This window comes from Streptomyces sp. bgisy100, from assembly GCF_057709105.1.
This window is the reverse complement of sequence record NZ_JBYITE010000002.1, coordinates 145,748-161,630: the sequence shown is the minus strand read 5'-3', so window position 1 is coordinate 161,630 and position 15,883 is coordinate 145,748. Positions and strand designations below refer to the sequence as shown.

Below are 15,883 nucleotides of genomic sequence, written 5' to 3'. Positions count from 1 at the left end.
GCTACGCGTTGTAGACGTCGGCCTGCCGCGGCTCCGCGCCCTGCACCGCGCCGCTGAGGAAGGTCGAGCGGGTGCCGAAGTTCTCGGTGTCCACGCCGTTCTCCGCCAGCACCTTGAGCGCCGCCGAGTGCACCACCCGCAGCACCGGGGTGGCCGCGCGCAGTGCGTCGTCGGCCATGAAGCGGTGCCGCCACGGCTGGTCCGCCCAGGCGTGCCGCAGGCCGAACGGCTCCGGCAGCGACAGCTTCCCGCCGAGGTAGTCGAGGACCGACGGGAACCAGGTGAGCGGGGCACGCGCGGAGAGCCGCACCACCTCCCGGGGGTCCACCAGCGGCAGGTTCACCGTCCGGGTCTCCCAGAACTTGACGCTCTTGGAGACCTCCTTGGTCTTCGCCGCGGGCTTGGTGGTGAACAGCGGGTGCACCGGCCCCAGCGCGTGGCCCGTCACCTCGATCCGCAGCGTGTGGTGCAGCACGGTGACGGTGACCAGCAGGGTGATCACCAGCTGGCCGTCCCACAGGACGAACTGGACGCCCAGGTAGTGCCGGTTGCCGCTGCCGAACTGCTGTTCGTTGCAGATGCGCTGTATCTCGGCGCTCTTGATCTGGAAGTGGTCGGTCTCCGCGCCGTTCGGCCGGGACACCTCGCCGGCGTTCTCCCCGATCGGCGACACCACCCAGTGCGTCACCGAGGGGGTCGGGAAGCCGCCGGTGTGCAGCGGTCCGCGCTCCAGCAGCCGCAGCTGGTCGTGGACCGCGCGGATGACGTCCCAGCTGCGGAACGGGTTGATGTCCTTGTCGGGGTCGCTGGAGACCAGCTCCTCCGCCAGGTGCCAGCTGCCCCAGCGGGTGCCCATGCCGAGTATCCCCTTGGGGCCGGCGTAGAAGACCAGGTTGCTGCGCTGCTCGGCGCTCAGCATGGCCAGGCCCTGCCGGAGCCGTTCGGCGCTGGTCTCGTTCGGGTTGCCCGGCACCGCCTCGGGGATCTTCGCCCCGATGCCGCCGCCCGACAGCAGCCCCTCCCAGCGCTCCCGGAGGTCCCTCGCGGTGCTCTCGCAGATCCGCTTGGCCACCAGCCAGCCGATCACCGGGACGAGCATGACGAACCGCAGGTAGAGCGAGAGCGCGCCGGTCATCGGCGGCTTCAGCAGCAGCATCACGGCCAGGCCGCCCACCGCCACCAGCACGACGCTCCCCAGCGCCCCCGCACCCGACTTCTGCCCCCCGGACAGCGTCCGGCGCAGCTGGAACGCGGAGAGCCACACCAGCATGCCCGGCAGGAACAGCAGCCCGAAGACCGCCATCACCACGGTCAGCCGGGCGTCGCGCTCCTTGCGGATGCGGTTGGCGGCCAGGCAGTGCTCGACGACGGCCTGCGGTTCGGTGCCGAAGGACTGGATCAGCGCGGGCCGGGCGCCGCCCAGCATCCGCACCTGGACGGCACGGGAGAAGGCCTCACCGAGGTTTGGCTCGAACAGGGACAGTTTCGGCGCCGTGATCTTGGACTTGTGCCACTCGTTGTTCGCCTTCAGCACCTCCGCGACCGGGCTGTCCCGGTACGCGGCGGAGGCCAGGGCGCTGGTCGCCGCCGTCTGCCCGTCGGAGCCGGACAGCGGGATCTGCGCCCCGGGACTGAAGTCGAAACTGCCCTCTGTCACTACCGCCCCCAACACCGCTCGGTATCCGCTGCTGCGGCTCTTCCCGGCAGCAACGCCCCGCACACCTTCTGAACTGCATCTCAGCGTATCCGCGGTGAGCCGCCCGCCGCACGGCAGTTGAGGCGGGCGGCAGGGCAACTATGCGCCGGATCCCGCCTGTTCACGGATCTTGGCGGCGAGCTGCGGCGGCATCGGTTCGTGCCGCGAGTACGCACGGCCGAACCGCCCGGTGCCGTGCGACAGGGACCGCAGGTCCACCGCGTACCGGCCGATCTCGATCTCGGGGATCTCGGCCCGGACGAGGGTGCGCCCCGCCCCGGCCTGTTCGGTGCCGACCACGCGGCCCCGGCGGCCCGAGAGGTCGCTCATGACCGGGCCGACGTACTCGTCCGCGACCAGCACCTTGACCTCGGCGTACGGCTCCAGCAGATGGATGTGGGCCTCGGCCGCCGCCTCGCGCAGCGCCAGTGCGCCCGCCGTCTGAAAAGCGGCGTCGGAGGAGTCGACCGAGTGCGCCTTGCCATCCAGCAGGGTGACCCGGACGTCCACCAGTTCGTACCCGGCGGCGACCCCGCGGAGGGCCTGGGCCCGGACACCCTTCTCCACCGAAGGGATGAATTGCCGCGGCACGGCACCGCCGACGACCTTGTCCACGAACTCGATGCCGGAGCCCGCCGGCATCGGCTCCACCTCGATCTCGCAGATCGCGTACTGCCCGTGCCCGCCGGACTGTTTGACGTGCCGGCCGCGCCCGGCGGACCGTTCGCCGAACGTCTCGCGCAGCGACACCCGGTGCGGTACGGCGTCGACCCGGACGCCGTACCGGCTGCGCAGCCGTTCCAGCGCCACATCCACATGCGCCTCGCCCAGGCACCACAGCACCACCTGGTGGGTGTCGGGATTCTGCTCCAGCCGCATCGTCGGGTCCTCGGCGACCAGCCGGGACAGCCCCTGGGAGAGCTTGTCCTCGTCCGGCTTGCTGTGCGCCTCGATCGCCACCGGCAGCAGCGGGTCGGGCATCACCCACGGCTCCATCAGCAGCGGATCGTCCTTGGCCGACAGGGTGTCGCCGGTCTCGGCGCGGCTCAGTTTCGCCACACAGGCCAGGTCGCCCGCGATCGCCTGGGGCAGCACCCGCTGCTGCTTGCCGAACGGGGCGGAGAGCGCGCCGATGCGCTCGTCCACGTCGTGGTCCTCGTGGCCGCGGTCCTCCAGGCCGTGGCCGGACACATGCACCGTCTCGTCGGGGCGCAGCGTCCCGGAGAACACCCGGACCAGACTGATCCGGCCCACGTAGGGGTCGGAGGTGGTCCGGACCACCTCCGCGGCCAGCGGCCCGTCCGGATCGCAGGTCAGGGCGGGCCGGGGCGCGCCGTCGGGGGTGGTGACGGCGGGGGCCTCGCGCTCCGGTGGCGTCGGGAACCCGCCGGTGATCAGCTCCAGGAGCTCCACCGTGCCGATGCCCTGCCGACTGCCCTCGGCCGCGGGGGCGGCGGCCAGCACCGGGTAGAACGTCCCGCGGGCGACCGCCCGTTCCAGGTCCTGGATCAGCGTCTTGACGTCGATCTCCTCGCCGCCGAGGTAGCGGTCCATCAGGGTCTCGTCCTCGCTCTCGGCGATGATCCCCTCGATGAGCCGGTTGCGGGCCTCCTCGATAAGCGGCAGGTGCTCGGGGTCCGGCGCCTGCTCGGTCCGTTCCCCCGAGGAGTAGTCGAAGACCCGCTGCGAGAGCAGGCCGATCAGTCCGGCCACCGGCGCGTGCCCGTCCGGGCCCTCCGCGCCGTGCAGCGGGAGGTAGAGCGGCAGCACCGCGTCCGGGTCATCGCCCCCGAAGGCCTGGCCGCACACCGCCGTCATCCCCTCGAAGTCGGCGCGCGCCGACTCCAGGTGGGTCACCACGATCGCCCGCGGCATGCCCACCGCGGCGCACTCCTCCCACACCATGCGGGTCGAGCCGTCCACGCCGTCCGCCGCCGAGACGACGAAGAGGGCCGCGTCCGCTGCCCGCAGACCGGCCCTCAACTCCCCGACGAAATCGGCGTATCCGGGGGTGTCCAGAATATTGATCTTGACTCCGCCCCATTCCACCGGAACGAGGGAGAGCTGTACCGAACGCTGCTGGCGGTGTTCGATCTCGTCGTAGTCGGAGAGTGTGCTGCCGTCCTCGACCCGGCCCGCCCGGTTCACCGCGCCCGCCGCGAGGGCGAGGGCTTCCACCAGCGTCGTCTTTCCGGAGCCGCTGTGGCCGACCAGCACCACATTCCGAATGGCGGAGGGCCGGTCGGCCGTCGCCGCCCTGCCGGCGGCCCCGGGGTGGGTGTTCGTCTTGTCGCCCATGTGCGTCGCCTCCCGGTCTGCACCTGTTGCGTTCTTCGAGCTTTCCACCCCCGTCACGATGCGTCCATACGTCGTACCCGCGGCAGCGGGCGCGGGTGCCCCGCAGTGCGCCGGTGCGGGCCTGGCTACGATGGGGTCACCGGTGGCCACTGGGGCCGCGCGGCGCCCCCTACCCTCCGGGAAGGCCATGCTGAACAAGTACGCGCGTGCGTTTTTCACGCGTGTTCTCACACCGTTCGCCGCGCTGCTGTTGCGCCTGGGGGTCAGTCCGGACGCGGTGACCCTCGCCGGGACCACCGGCGTGGTGGCGGGTGCCCTGGTCTTCTTCCCCCGCGGAGAGCTCTTCTGGGGCACCATTGTGATCACCCTGTTCGTCTTCTCGGACCTGGTGGACGGCAACATGGCCCGGCAGTTGGGCAGGTCGAGCCGGTGGGGTGCCTTCCTGGACTCCACGCTCGACCGGGTCGCGGACGCCGCGATCTTCGGCGGGCTCGCGCTCTGGTACGCGGGCCGCGGGGACGACCTGATGCTCTGCGCCGTCACGATCTTCTGCCTGGCCAGCGGGCAGGTCGTCTCCTACACCAAGGCGCGGGGCGAGAGCATCGGCCTGCCGGTGAACGTCAACGGCCTGGTGGAGCGGGCCGAACGGCTGGTGATCACGCTGGTCGCGGCCGGACTCGCCGGGCTGCACACGTTCGGTGTGCCGCACATCGACATCCTGTTGCCGATCGCGTTGTGGATCGTCGCCGTGGGCAGTCTGGTCACGCTCGGGCAGCGCATGGTCACCGTGCGCCGCGAGGCCGCGGAGGCCGACGGCGCGGCCGCCGCGCAGGGGAGTGAGGCGACATGAAGCACCGGATCACCGACGCGCTGTACGGGCTCGGCTGGGGCACGGTCAAGCACCTGCCGGAGCCGGTGGCCACGGCGCTCGGCCGGCGGATCGCCGACACCGTCTGGAAGCGCCGCGGCAAGGGCGTGCTGCGGCTGGAGTCCAACCTCGCCCGGGTCGTCCCGGACGCGGGCCCGCAGCGCCTCGCGGAGCTGTCCCGGGCCGGTATGCGCTCATACCTGCGCTACTGGATGGAGTCCTTCCGGCTGCCGGCCTGGAGCAAGGAGCGGGTGGCGGGCGGCTTCGAGGTCAAGGACGTGCACCTGCTGGAGGAGGGGCTGGCGAGCGGCCGCGGGGTGATACTCGCGCTGCCCCACCTGGCCAACTGGGACCTCGCCGGCGCCTGGGTCACCACCGCGCTCGGGGTGCCCTTCACCACGGTCGCCGAGCGGCTGGAGCCCACGACGCTCTACGACCGGTTCGTCGCCTACCGCGAGGGACTGGGCATGGAGGTGCTGCCGCACAGCGGCGGCAGCGCGTTCGGCACCCTCGCCCGGCGGCTGCGCGCCGGCGGGCTGGTCTGCCTGGTCGCCGACCGGGACCTGTCCGCCTCCGGCGTCGAGGTCGCGTTCTTCGGCGACGCGGCCCGGATGCCCGCCGGCCCCGCGATCCTCGCCCAGCAGACCGGCGCGCTGCTGCTGCCCGTCACCCTCTGGTACGACGGGACGCCGGTCATGCGCGGCCGCATCCACCCGGCGGTCGAGGTGCCGGAGGGCGGCGACCGCACCTCGCGCACCGCCACGATGACCCAGGTCCTGGCCGATGTGTTCGCCGCGGGCATCGCCGAGCACCCCGAGGACTGGCACATGCTCCAGCGGCTGTGGATCAAGGACCTCGAGCCCCGCACCGACCGCCCGGCGGCCCCCGGAACGGCCGCCCCCGGAACGGCAGAGACCGGAACGGAGACAGCGTGAGGATCGGCATCGTCTGCCCGTACTCGTGGGACGTACCGGGCGGCGTCCAGTTCCACATCCGTGACCTGGCCGAGCACCTGATCCGGCTGGGCCACGAGGTGTCCGTCCTGGCCCCGGCGGACGACGAGACGCCGCTGCCGCCGTACGTCGTCTCCGCCGGACGGGCCGTCCCGGTGCCGTACAACGGCTCCGTGGCCCGGCTGAACTTCGGCTTCCTCTCCGCCGCGCGGGTGCGCCGCTGGCTGCACGACGGCGACTTCGAGGTGCTGCACATCCACGAGCCCACCTCGCCGTCGCTGGGGCTGCTCTCCTGCTGGGCTGCGCAGGGACCGATCGTGGCGACCTTCCACACCTCGAACCCGCGCTCCCGCGCCATGATCGCCGCGTATCCGATCCTGCAGCCCGCGCTGGAGAAGATCAGCGCGCGCATCGCGGTGAGCGAGTACGCCCGGCGGACCCTCGTCGAGCACCTGGGCGGGGACGCGGTCGTGATTCCCAACGGCGTCGAGGTGGACTTCTTCGCCGGCGCCGAGCCCAAGCCCGAATGGCAGGGCGACACCGCCCGCGCCGCCGCGCGGCAGGCCGACGGCGACACCGACGGGCCCGCGCCGGCCGCGGGCGAGGGCCGGACGATCGGCTTCATCGGCCGGATCGACGAACCCCGCAAGGGCCTGCCGGTGTTGATGCGGGCGCTGCCCGGGATCCTCGCCGAACGCCCGGAGACCCGGCTGCTGGTCGCCGGGCGGGGCGACGAGGAGGAGGCCGTCGCGGGGCTCCCCGCCGAGTTCCGGGACCGGGTGGAGTTCCTCGGCATGGTCAGCGACGAGGACAAGGCGCGGCTGCTCCGCAGCGTCGACCTCTACGTGGCGCCGAACACCGGCGGCGAGAGCTTCGGGATCATTCTCGTCGAGGCCATGAGCGCGGGCGCCCCGGTGCTCGCCAGCGATCTGGACGCGTTCGCCCAGGTGCTCGACGGGGGAGAGGCCGGGGAGCTGTTCACCAACGAGGACGCGGACGCGCTGGCCCGCACCGCGGTGCGGCTGCTGGGCGACCCGGCACGCCTGGCCGAGCTGCGCGAGCTGGGCAGCCGGCACGTCCGGCGGTTCGACTGGGGGACGGTCGGCGCGGACATCCTGGCGGTCTACGAGACGGTGACCGACGGCGCGGCCTCGGTGGCGGCCGACGACCGCACCTCGGGGCTGCGCGCCCGGCTGGGGCTCGCCCGCGGCTGACTCCGTTCCCGCGGCCCCCGCCGGTCCTGTGCCCGGAGGTGGTGCCCGGGGGTCCGCACCCCGCGGATCCGCCGCGGCTCGGCCGCCCCGTTCGGGCCGCTGCTGCGCGCGTGCGTGCCGCGGCGTGCCCGGAGGCGGAGCCCGCTTGCGTGTGCGGCGGCCCGGAGGCGGAGCCCGCGTGCGTGCGCGGCGGCCCGGAGGCGGAGCCCGCACCTCACGATCCGCTGTCGCTCGGCCCGCCCCGGGTGCTAGGGCCGGCTGCCGCGTGCGGTTGCGCCCCGTGGCGGCCGGTACTGTGACCCGGCGTGAGCACCTTGATCTGGATCGCAGTCGCCCTGCTCCTCGTCGGCGTCTACCTCAGCTGGACGGCCGGCCGCCTCGACCGGCTGCACGCCCGGATCGACGCCGCCCGGGCCGCGCTCGACGCCCAACTGCTGCGCCGCGCCTCGGTGGCCCAGGAACTGGCCACGGCCGGGGTGCTCGACCCGGCCGCGTCGATCGTGCTCTACGAGGCCGCGCACTCCGCCCGCCAGGCGGAGGAGGAGCACCGCGAGGTCGCCGAGAGCGAGCTCAGCCAGGCGCTGCGGGCGGTGTTCGCGGAGACCCAGCAGGTCGAGGCGGTACGCGAGGCTCCGGGTGGCGAGGAGGCGGCCGGGGAGCTGGCCGCCGCCGTCCGCCGCGTCCCGATGGCCCGGCGCTTCCACAACGACGCCGTACGGGCCGCGCGGGCGCTGCGGCGGCACCGCACCGTGCGCTGGTTCCGGCTGGCCGGACACGCGCCGTTCCCGCTGGCCTTCGAGATGGACGACGAGCCGCCGGCGGCCCTCGCGGACCGCCCGTCCTGAGCGGCGCGGGGCCGTCCGCGAAGGACGCCCGCCCCTGCTGACCGGCCCGGCGGCCGCACGCCGGGCCCGCCCCGTACCCCCACCGCGGCCACGCCCCCGGCCCCTGCGGGCCACCGGCGGACGATTGGCCCTTGTCGCGGACCCGCGCGGCAGGGTTGTCTCGTCCGTGCAGCAGTGCGGCGGCCCGCCCGGAACCGGATGGCCGGTCCGAGGCGGGTTCGAACGGGCCTACGATGGGCCCATCGCACATTCGTCATCGAGTGAGGTCAAACCGTGTCCACCACGCCCACCAGCACGTCCGCCAACGCCTCCAGCGGGACTCCCGAGACCGGCACCGCGCGCGTCAAGCGCGGCATGGCCGAGCAGCTCAAGGGCGGCGTGATCATGGACGTCGTCACGCCGGAGCAGGCGAAGATCGCCGAGGACGCCGGTGCCGTGGCGGTCATGGCCCTGGAGCGGGTGCCCGCCGACATCCGCAAGGACGGCGGCGTGGCCCGGATGTCCGACCCGGACATGATCGACGGCATCATCAACGCCGTCTCCATCCCGGTGATGGCCAAGTCCCGGATCGGCCACTTCGTCGAGGCCCAGATCCTCCAGGCGCTCGGTGTGGACTACATCGACGAGTCCGAGGTCCTCACCCCGGCCGACGAGGTCAACCACAGCGACAAGTTCGCCTTCACCACCCCGTTCGTCTGTGGTGCCACCAACCTGGGCGAGGCCCTGCGCCGCATCGCCGAGGGCGCGGCCATGATCCGCTCCAAGGGCGAGGCCGGCACCGGCAACGTCGTGGAGGCCGTCCGCCACCTCCGCCAGATCAAGAACGAGATCGGCAGGCTGCGCGCCTACGACAACAACGAGCTGTACGCCGCCGCCAAGGAGCTGCGCGCCCCGTACGAGCTGGTCAAGGAGGTCGCGGAGCTGGGCAAGCTGCCGGTCGTGCTGTTCTCCGCCGGTGGCGTCGCCACCCCGGCCGACGCCGCGCTGATGCGCCAGCTCGGCGCCGAGGGCGTCTTCGTCGGCTCCGGCATCTTCAAGTCCGGCGACCCGGCGAAGCGCGCCGCCGCGATCGTGAAGGCCACCACCTTCTACGACGACCCGAAGATCGTCGCCGATGCCTCCCGCGGCCTGGGCGAGGCCATGGTCGGCATCAACTGCGACACCCTCCCCGAGACGGAGCGCTACGCCAACCGCGGTTGGTGACAGCCGGTTCGCGGCCGCGCCGCGGTCCCACCGACTCCCCGATGGACGGCCCGCGGCGCCCGCGGGCCGTCCATCGGCCGTCCACCCCACGCATCGCTTGAGAGGCCCACCGTGTCCACCCCAGTCATCGGCGTCCTCGCCCTCCAGGGCGACGTCCGGGAGCACCTCGTGGCGCTCGCCGAGGCCGACGCCCAGGCCCGTCCCGTCCGCCGTGCCGAGGAACTCGCCGAGGTCGACGGCCTGGTGATCCCCGGTGGCGAGTCGACCACCATGTCCAAGCTGGCGGTCGCCTTCGGCGTGCTGGAGCCGCTGCGCGAGCGGGTGCGCGCGGGCCTGCCGACGTACGGCACCTGCGCCGGCATGATCATGCTGGCGAACAAGATCCTGGACGGCCGCGAGGACCAGGAGACCGTCGGCGGCATCGACATGATCGTGCGCCGGAACGCGTTCGGGCGGCAGAACGAGTCGTTCGAGGCCGCGGTGGACTTCACCGGCGTCGACGGCGGCCCGGTCGAGGGCGTCTTCATCCGGGCGCCCTGGGTGGAGTCGGTCGGTGGCGACGTCGAGGTGCTGGCCACGCACGAGGACCACATGGTCGCCGTGCGGCAGGGCCAGGTGCTCGCCACGTCCTTCCACCCGGAGCTCACCGGCGACCACCGCGTTCACCGGCTGTTCGTTGACATGGTCCGCGGCGCCTAGGCTCCGTTGACGTGGTCCGCGGCGCCTGGGCTGTCCTGCCCGGAGCGGCGCCCGGTCCGGCCCCGGCCGCGGCGGGCGGCGCGCACGAGGAGACGAGCGGATCCCGGTAGGATCACAGGGGTTCGTTCAACATGGGTTACGTGAAGGAGACAGGCGGATGTCCGGCCACTCTAAATGGGCTACGACGAAGCACAAGAAGGCCGTGATCGATGCCAAGCGCGGCAAGCTCTTCGCGAAGCTGATCAAGAACATCGAGGTCGCGGCCCGCACCGGCGGCGGTGACCCGGACGGCAACCCCACGCTCTACGACGCCATTCAGAAGGCGAAGAAGAGCTCGGTCCCGAACAAGAACATCGACAGCGCGGTCAAGCGCGGAGCGGGCCTCGAGGCCGGCGGCGCCGACTACGAGACGATCATGTACGAGGGCTACGGGCCGAACGGTGTCGCGGTGCTCATCGAGTGCCTCACCGACAACCGCAACCGGGCCGCCTCGGACGTCCGCGTCGCCATGACCCGCAACGGCGGTTCGATGGCCGACCCGGGCTCCGTCTCCTACCTCTTCAACCGCAAGGGCGTCGTGATCGTCCCCAAGGGCGAGCTGGCCGAGGACGACGTGCTCGGCGCGGTCCTCGACGCCGGTGCCGAGGAGGTCAACGACCTCGGTGAGAGCTTCGAGGTGATCAGCGAGGCCACCGACCTCGTCGCGGTCCGCACCGCCCTCCAGGGCGCCGAGATCGACTACGACTCGGCCGACGCCAACTTCGTCCCGACCATGCAGGTCGAGCTCGACGAGGACGGCGCGCGCAAGATCTTCAAGCTGATCGACGCGCTGGAGGACAGCGACGACGTGCAGAACGTCTTCGCCAACTTCGATGTGTCCGACGACGTCATGGCCAAGGTCGACGCCTGACGGCCGGTCACTTCCGCATCCGGCGACGGGCCGACGGGGACACACCCCGTCGGCCCGTCGGCGTTGTTGCGCGGCCGTTGTCCGAGCCGACCGATAACCTGCGGGAACACATGAACGAGGCCGGGAGCGACGGCCGGAGGGGAGGGGCCGCGATGCGGGTGCTGGGCGTGGACCCGGGGCTGACCAGGTGCGGAATCGGCGTCGTCGACGGCGTTGCGGGCCGCCCGCTGCGGATGCTCGGCGTCGGTGTGGTCCGCACCCCGGCCGACGCCGAGATCGGGCAGCGCCTGGTCCTCATCGAGCAGGGCATCGAGCAGTGGCTGGACGAGCACCGCCCCGAATACGTCGCCGTGGAGCGGGTGTTCAGCCAGCACAACGTGCGGACGGTGATGGGCACCGCCCAGGCCAGCGCGGTCGCCATGCTCTGCGCGTCCCGGCGCGGGCTGCCCGTGGCCCTGCACACGCCCAGCGAGGTCAAGGCCGCCGTCACCGGCAGCGGCCGGGCCGACAAGGCACAGGTCGGGGCCATGGTCACCCGGCTGCTGCGGCTCGACGCACCGCCCAAGCCGGCCGACGCCGCCGACGCCCTGGCGCTCGCCATCTGCCACATCTGGCGCGCTCCCGCCGTCAACCGCCTCCAGCAGGCGCACGCGGCCGCCCGCCGCGCCTCCGTCCAGCACCCCGGCCTCCGGTCCCGGGCACCCCAGAAGGGCACCACCCGATGATCGCCTTCGTCAGCGGCCCGGTCGCCGCGCTCGCCCCGGACTCCGCCGTCGTCGAGGTCGGCGGCGTCGGCATGGTGGTCCAGTGCACCCCGGACACCCTGTCCGGACTGCGCGTCGGCCAGGAGGCCCGGATCGCCACCTCGTTGGTGGTCCGCGAGGACTCCCTCACGCTGTACGGCTTCCCGGACGACGACGCCCGGCAGATCTTCGAACTGCTGCAGACCGCCAGCGGCGTGGGCCCCCGCCTCGCCCAGGCGATGCTCGCCGTGCATGCCCCGGACGCGCTGCGCCGGGCCGTCTCCACCGGCGACGAGAAGGCGCTCACCGCGGTGCCCGGCATCGGTAAGAAGGGTGCACAGCGGCTGCTGCTGGAGCTCAAGGACCGGCTCGGCGAGCCGCTAGGCGCCCCCGCCGCGGCCCGCGGCGTGGGCAGCCCCGTCACCTCCTCCTGGCGCGACCAGCTGCACGCCGCGCTGATCGGCCTGGGCTACGCCACCCGCGAGGCGGACGAAGCGGTGGACGCCGTCGCCCCGCAGGCCGAGGCGGCCACCGCCGAGGGAACCGCCCCGCCCGTGCCGCAGCTGTTGCGCGCCGCCCTGCAGACCCTCAACCGCAGCCGCTAGGGGCCCGGCGTGCGGATCAGGCCGGATCGGCGCGCGGCCTACGGTGCAGGGAAGACCTCCCAGGAGCACCGGGCGCGCCGCGAGCCCGGCAGGATTCACCGGAGCGCCCCCTGGCACCCGTGCGCCGACCACCGTCGACAGATCCGAACCACATCGCGAGGCGAACCGCAGTGAACTGGGACGACACCACCCCCGAGGCACCGGAGCGACTGGTCGAGGCCGTCGCCGACGGTGAGGACCAGGCCATCGAGGCCGCGCTGCGGCCCAAGGACCTGACGGAGTTCGTCGGCCAGGAGCGGGTCCGCGAACAGCTCGACCTGGTGCTGCGGGCGGCCCGGCAGCGCGGCGCCACCGCCGACCACGTCCTGCTCTCCGGCGCCCCCGGCCTCGGCAAGACGACGCTCTCCATGATCATCGCCGCGGAGATGGGCGCCCCGATCCGCATCACCTCCGGCCCCGCCATCCAGCACGCGGGCGACCTCGCCGCGATCCTCTCCTCGCTCACCGAGGGGGAGGTGCTGTTCCTCGACGAGATCCACCGGATGTCCCGCCCCGCCGAGGAGATGCTCTACATGGCGATGGAGGACTTCCGGGTCGACGTGATCGTCGGCAAGGGCCCGGGCGCCACCGCCATCCCCCTCGAACTGCCGCACTTCACCCTGGTCGGCGCCACCACCCGGGCCGGGCTGCTGCCGCCCCCGCTGCGGGACCGCTTCGGCTTCACCGGCCACATGGAGTTCTACGAGCCGGTCGAACTGGAGCGCGTCATCCACCGCTCCGCCCGGCTGCTGGAGGTCGGCATAGAGCCCGAGGGAGCCGCGGAGATCGCCGGCCGGTCCCGCGGCACCCCCCGCATCGCCAACCGTCTGCTCCGCCGCGTCCGGGACTACGCGCAGGTCAAGGAGGACGGCGTGGTGACCCGGGAGGTGGCCGCCGCGGCCCTCGGGGTGTACGAGGTCGACGGCCGCGGCCTGGACCGCCTCGACCGCGCCGTTCTCTCCGCCCTGCTCAAGCTGTTCGGCGGAGGCCCCGTCGGCCTGTCCACGCTCGCCGTCGCGGTGGGGGAGGAGCGTGAGACGGTGGAGGAGGTCGCCGAGCCGTTCCTCGTCCGCGAGGGGCTGCTCGCCCGGACGCCCCGCGGCAGGGTCGCGACCCCCGCGGCCTGGGCGCACCTCGGGCTGACGCCGCCGCAGCAGGGCGGCGCCGGCCAGGGACAGCAGGGGTTGTTCGGAGCGTGACCACGCCGTGACGGCGCGGAGACTCGCCGCGGGGGGAACCCCGGTGACATGCTGTGCGTTGTTCCACCGGTGCGGACTCGCCTAGACTCCGCCGATGCCGTCCGGATCGGACGGCGAAAACCATCCCCGAAGACCAGGCCGCCGTAGGCGCGCGGTCGTGCGAAGGATTTCCGGCCCGTGAATATCGTGACTCTCCTCCCGTTCATCGTGCTCATCGGGGCCATGTTCCTGATGACCCGGTCGGCGAAGAACAAGCAGCGCCAGGCCGCGCAGATGCGCGACCAGATGCAGCCGGGTACCGGCGTCCGCACGATCGGCGGCATGTACGCCACCGTCAAGGAGGTCGGCGACGACACCGTCCTCCTCGAGGTCGCTCCCGGCGTCCACGCCGTCTACGCCAAGAACTCCGTCGGCGCGGTCCTCGAGGACGCCGAGTACAACCGGATCGTCCACGGCATCGAGCCCGAGGGCGACCTCAAGGTCGACGGCCCGTTCGTCCCGGACGACGCCTCCACGCTGACCGACGGTGACGCGCCCGCCACGACCGGCGCCGACTCGGCCAAGATCGACCTGGGCAAGTCCGACGCCGCCGACGCGAAGGCGCAGGACGCCGAGCAGGGCGAGCCGAAGGACACCAAGGCGGACGGCGACGCCGACGCGAAGTAAGCCCTCCGGCGGGCCGCGCCGCGCCCCGCAGGGGAACCGCCCCGCCGAGGGCGGCATCCTCCTGTGCGCGCAACGCGGCCCCCGGACGGTTTAGGCTCCGGCGGGGGGTACGTCCCCACACACACTTCGTGGCCGCCCGCGAATGACCTGCGGGGCGGTTGGACAGGGAGAATCGAGAAGGTGGCAGCACCGAAGAAGGGCCGGAAGCCCTCCGGGGGCCAGGGCAGGCCGGGGCGTGCCCTGGCCTTCATCCTGATCGCCATGGTGGCGCTGACCGGAGGCATGTTCATCTCCGGGCACACCACACCGCGTCTGGGCATCGACCTCGCGGGTGGCACGAGCATCACGCTCACGGCGAAGAACCAGCCGGGCCAGAAGAACGCGATCAACCAGACCAACATGAACACCGCGGTCAATGTCATCGACCGCCGTGTCAACGGCCTGGGCGTCACCGAGTCCGAGGTTCAGACCCAGGGCAAAGAGAACATCATCGTCAACATCCCCCGGGGAACGAACGAGAAGCAGGCCCGGAAGCAGGTGGGCACCACCGCCCAGCTGTTCTTCCGCCCCGTGCTGACGATCGCCCCCGGCGGGAAGACCCCGGCCCCCACTCCGAGCCCCTCCGCGAAGGACAAGGCGTCCGGCCGGGACAAGCCCGCCACCGGTGACGGGGCCGAGAAGTCCGCGTCCCCGTCGGCGAGCCCGACCACCCAGGGCCGCGCCGTCACCGACGCGCTGAAGGCCGACGCCACGCCGAAGGCCACTCCTTCCGGCAAGCCCTCCGGCAAGCCCCAGCCCTCCACGCCCCCGGTGCCGCAGCCGCAGCCCGGTGCGAACGTGCCGCCCGCGCTGCAGAAGAAGCTCGCCTCGGTGGACTGCACCAAGCCCATGGAGCGCGCCCAGGCCGGACAGGGCGTCCAGGCCTCCGAGCCCACCATCGCGTGCAGCGACGACGGCAAGCAGAAGTACGTCCTCGGCCCGTCCGACGTCGCGGGCACCGAAGTCACCGACGCCAAGGCCGGTTACGACAACCAGCGGGGCAGCGGCTGGCTGGTCCAGCTCGACTTCAACGACAAGGGCTCGAAGCAGTTCGCCGCCTCCACCGGCAAGCTCGCCGGCCAGCAGATGCCGCAGAACCAGTTCGCCATCGTGCTCGACGGCCAGGTCGTCTCCGCGCCGAGCGTCAGCCAGTCCATCACCGGCGGCAACGCGGAGATCTCCGGCAGCTTCACCCAGCAGACCGCCGAGGACCTGGCCAACGTCCTCTCCTACGGTGCGCTGCCGCTGACGTTCGAGGAATCCAGCGTCACCACCGTCTCCGCCGCGCTCGGCGGCGAGCAGCTGCAGGCGGGTCTGATCGCCGGCGCCATCGGTCTGGCCCTGGTCGTCCTCTACCTGGTGGTCTACTACCGCGGTCTGTCGATGATCGCGATCCTGAGCCTCCTGGCCTCGGCGATCCTCACCTACACGATCATGACGCTGCTCGGCCCGGCCATCGGCTTCGCGCTGAACCTCCCGGCCGTCTGCGGCGCCATCGTCGCGATCGGTATCACCGCCGACTCGTTCATCGTGTACTTCGAACGGATCCGGGACGAGATCCGCGAGGGCCGGACGCTCCGCCCCGCGGTCGAGCGCGGCTGGCCCCGGGCCCGCCGCACCATCCTGGTCTCCGACTTCGTGTCGTTCCTCGCCGCCGCGGTGCTGTTCGCCGTCACGGTCGGCAAGGTGCAGGGCTTCGCGTTCACCCTGGGTCTCACCACCCTGCTCGACGTCGTCGTGGTCTTCCTCTTCACCAAGCCGCTGATGACGATCCTCGCCAAGCGCAAGTTCTTCGCCAGCGGCCACCCCTGGTCCGGTCTGGATCCGGAACGCCTCGGCGCCAAGCCGCCGTTGCGCCGCAGCCGTCGCACCGCCGCCCGTACCGACCACCCGAAGGAGGCGTGAG

14 protein-coding genes are annotated in these 15,883 nt (G+C 72.5%); 12 read left to right on the top strand and 2 right to left on the bottom strand.

Going from position 1 to position 15,883, the window contains the following annotated elements; translation table 11 throughout:
- Position 1: 1 nt before the first annotated feature.
- Positions 2 to 1,657: a hypothetical protein gene (locus AC3EQ1_RS02175; RefSeq protein ID WP_432092503.1), complete on the bottom strand. Its 1,656-nt coding sequence runs from the start codon at positions 1,655 to 1,657 to the stop codon at positions 2 to 4.
- Between the two features lie 138 nt (positions 1,658 to 1,795).
- Positions 1,796 to 3,994 carry an elongation factor G-like protein EF-G2 gene (locus AC3EQ1_RS02170; protein ID WP_432092502.1) on the bottom strand — a complete coding sequence of 733 codons (2,199 nt, stop codon included), beginning with the start codon at positions 3,992 to 3,994 and terminating at the stop codon, positions 1,796 to 1,798.
- Between the two features lie 130 nt (positions 3,995 to 4,124).
- Here AC3EQ1_RS02170 and pgsA point away from each other — a divergent pair, with 130 nt between their 5' ends.
- The 12 genes from pgsA to secD all read left to right on the top strand — a co-directional run bounded on the left by pgsA (position 4,125) and on the right by secD (position 15,882).
- Positions 4,125 to 4,844, top strand: a complete 720-nt coding sequence (pgsA, locus tag AC3EQ1_RS02165; protein ID WP_432092501.1) for a phosphatidylinositol phosphate synthase — start codon at positions 4,125 to 4,127, stop codon at positions 4,842 to 4,844.
- Complete coding sequence (locus tag AC3EQ1_RS02160; protein WP_432092500.1) at positions 4,841 to 5,797, top strand: phosphatidylinositol mannoside acyltransferase; 957 nt, start codon at positions 4,841 to 4,843, stop codon at positions 5,795 to 5,797. The genes pgsA and AC3EQ1_RS02160 overlap by 4 nt, the downstream gene beginning before the upstream one ends.
- Complete coding sequence (locus tag AC3EQ1_RS02155; protein ID WP_432092499.1) at positions 5,794 to 7,029, top strand: glycosyltransferase family 4 protein; 1,236 nt, start codon at positions 5,794 to 5,796, stop codon at positions 7,027 to 7,029. Before AC3EQ1_RS02160 ends, AC3EQ1_RS02155 begins: the two co-directional genes overlap by 4 nt.
- Before the next feature lie 305 nt (positions 7,030 to 7,334).
- Positions 7,335 to 7,874 carry a LemA family protein gene (locus AC3EQ1_RS02150; RefSeq protein WP_432092498.1) on the top strand — a complete coding sequence of 180 codons (540 nt, stop codon included), beginning with the start codon at positions 7,335 to 7,337 and terminating at the stop codon, positions 7,872 to 7,874.
- Positions 7,875 to 8,147: 273 nt separating this feature from the next.
- On the top strand, positions 8,148 to 9,077 hold the full coding sequence (pdxS, locus tag AC3EQ1_RS02145; protein ID WP_432092497.1) for a pyridoxal 5'-phosphate synthase lyase subunit PdxS: 930 nt from the start codon (positions 8,148 to 8,150) through the stop codon (positions 9,075 to 9,077).
- A gap of 111 nt (positions 9,078 to 9,188) precedes the next feature.
- Positions 9,189 to 9,776, top strand: a complete 588-nt coding sequence (gene pdxT, locus AC3EQ1_RS02140) for a pyridoxal 5'-phosphate synthase glutaminase subunit PdxT (RefSeq protein WP_432092496.1) — start codon at positions 9,189 to 9,191, stop codon at positions 9,774 to 9,776.
- Between the two features lie 157 nt (positions 9,777 to 9,933).
- A complete protein-coding gene (locus AC3EQ1_RS02135; RefSeq protein ID WP_432092495.1) occupies positions 9,934 to 10,686 on the top strand; it encodes a YebC/PmpR family DNA-binding transcriptional regulator in 753 nt (250 codons plus the stop codon).
- 152 nt (positions 10,687 to 10,838) lie between these two features.
- The gene (gene ruvC, locus AC3EQ1_RS02130) at positions 10,839 to 11,411 is read left to right on the top strand and encodes a crossover junction endodeoxyribonuclease RuvC (protein ID WP_432092629.1); all 573 of its coding nucleotides are present in this window, start codon (positions 10,839 to 10,841) and stop codon (positions 11,409 to 11,411) included.
- Complete coding sequence (ruvA, locus tag AC3EQ1_RS02125; protein WP_432092494.1) at positions 11,408 to 12,034, top strand: Holliday junction branch migration protein RuvA; 627 nt, start codon at positions 11,408 to 11,410, stop codon at positions 12,032 to 12,034. Before ruvC ends, ruvA begins: the two co-directional genes overlap by 4 nt.
- A 170-nt stretch (positions 12,035 to 12,204) precedes the next feature.
- Positions 12,205 to 13,272 (top strand): Holliday junction branch migration DNA helicase RuvB, encoded by a 1,068-nt coding sequence (gene ruvB / locus AC3EQ1_RS02120; protein ID WP_432092493.1) that lies wholly within the window; start codon positions 12,205 to 12,207, stop codon positions 13,270 to 13,272.
- Positions 13,273 to 13,449: 177 nt separating this feature from the next.
- Entirely contained in the window at positions 13,450 to 13,938 is a 489-nt protein-coding gene (yajC, locus tag AC3EQ1_RS02115; protein WP_432092492.1) for a preprotein translocase subunit YajC, read from the top strand.
- 180 nt (positions 13,939 to 14,118) lie between these two features.
- Complete coding sequence (gene secD, locus AC3EQ1_RS02110; protein WP_432092491.1) at positions 14,119 to 15,882, top strand: protein translocase subunit SecD; 1,764 nt, start codon at positions 14,119 to 14,121, stop codon at positions 15,880 to 15,882.
- Position 15,883: the final 1 nt, after the last annotated feature.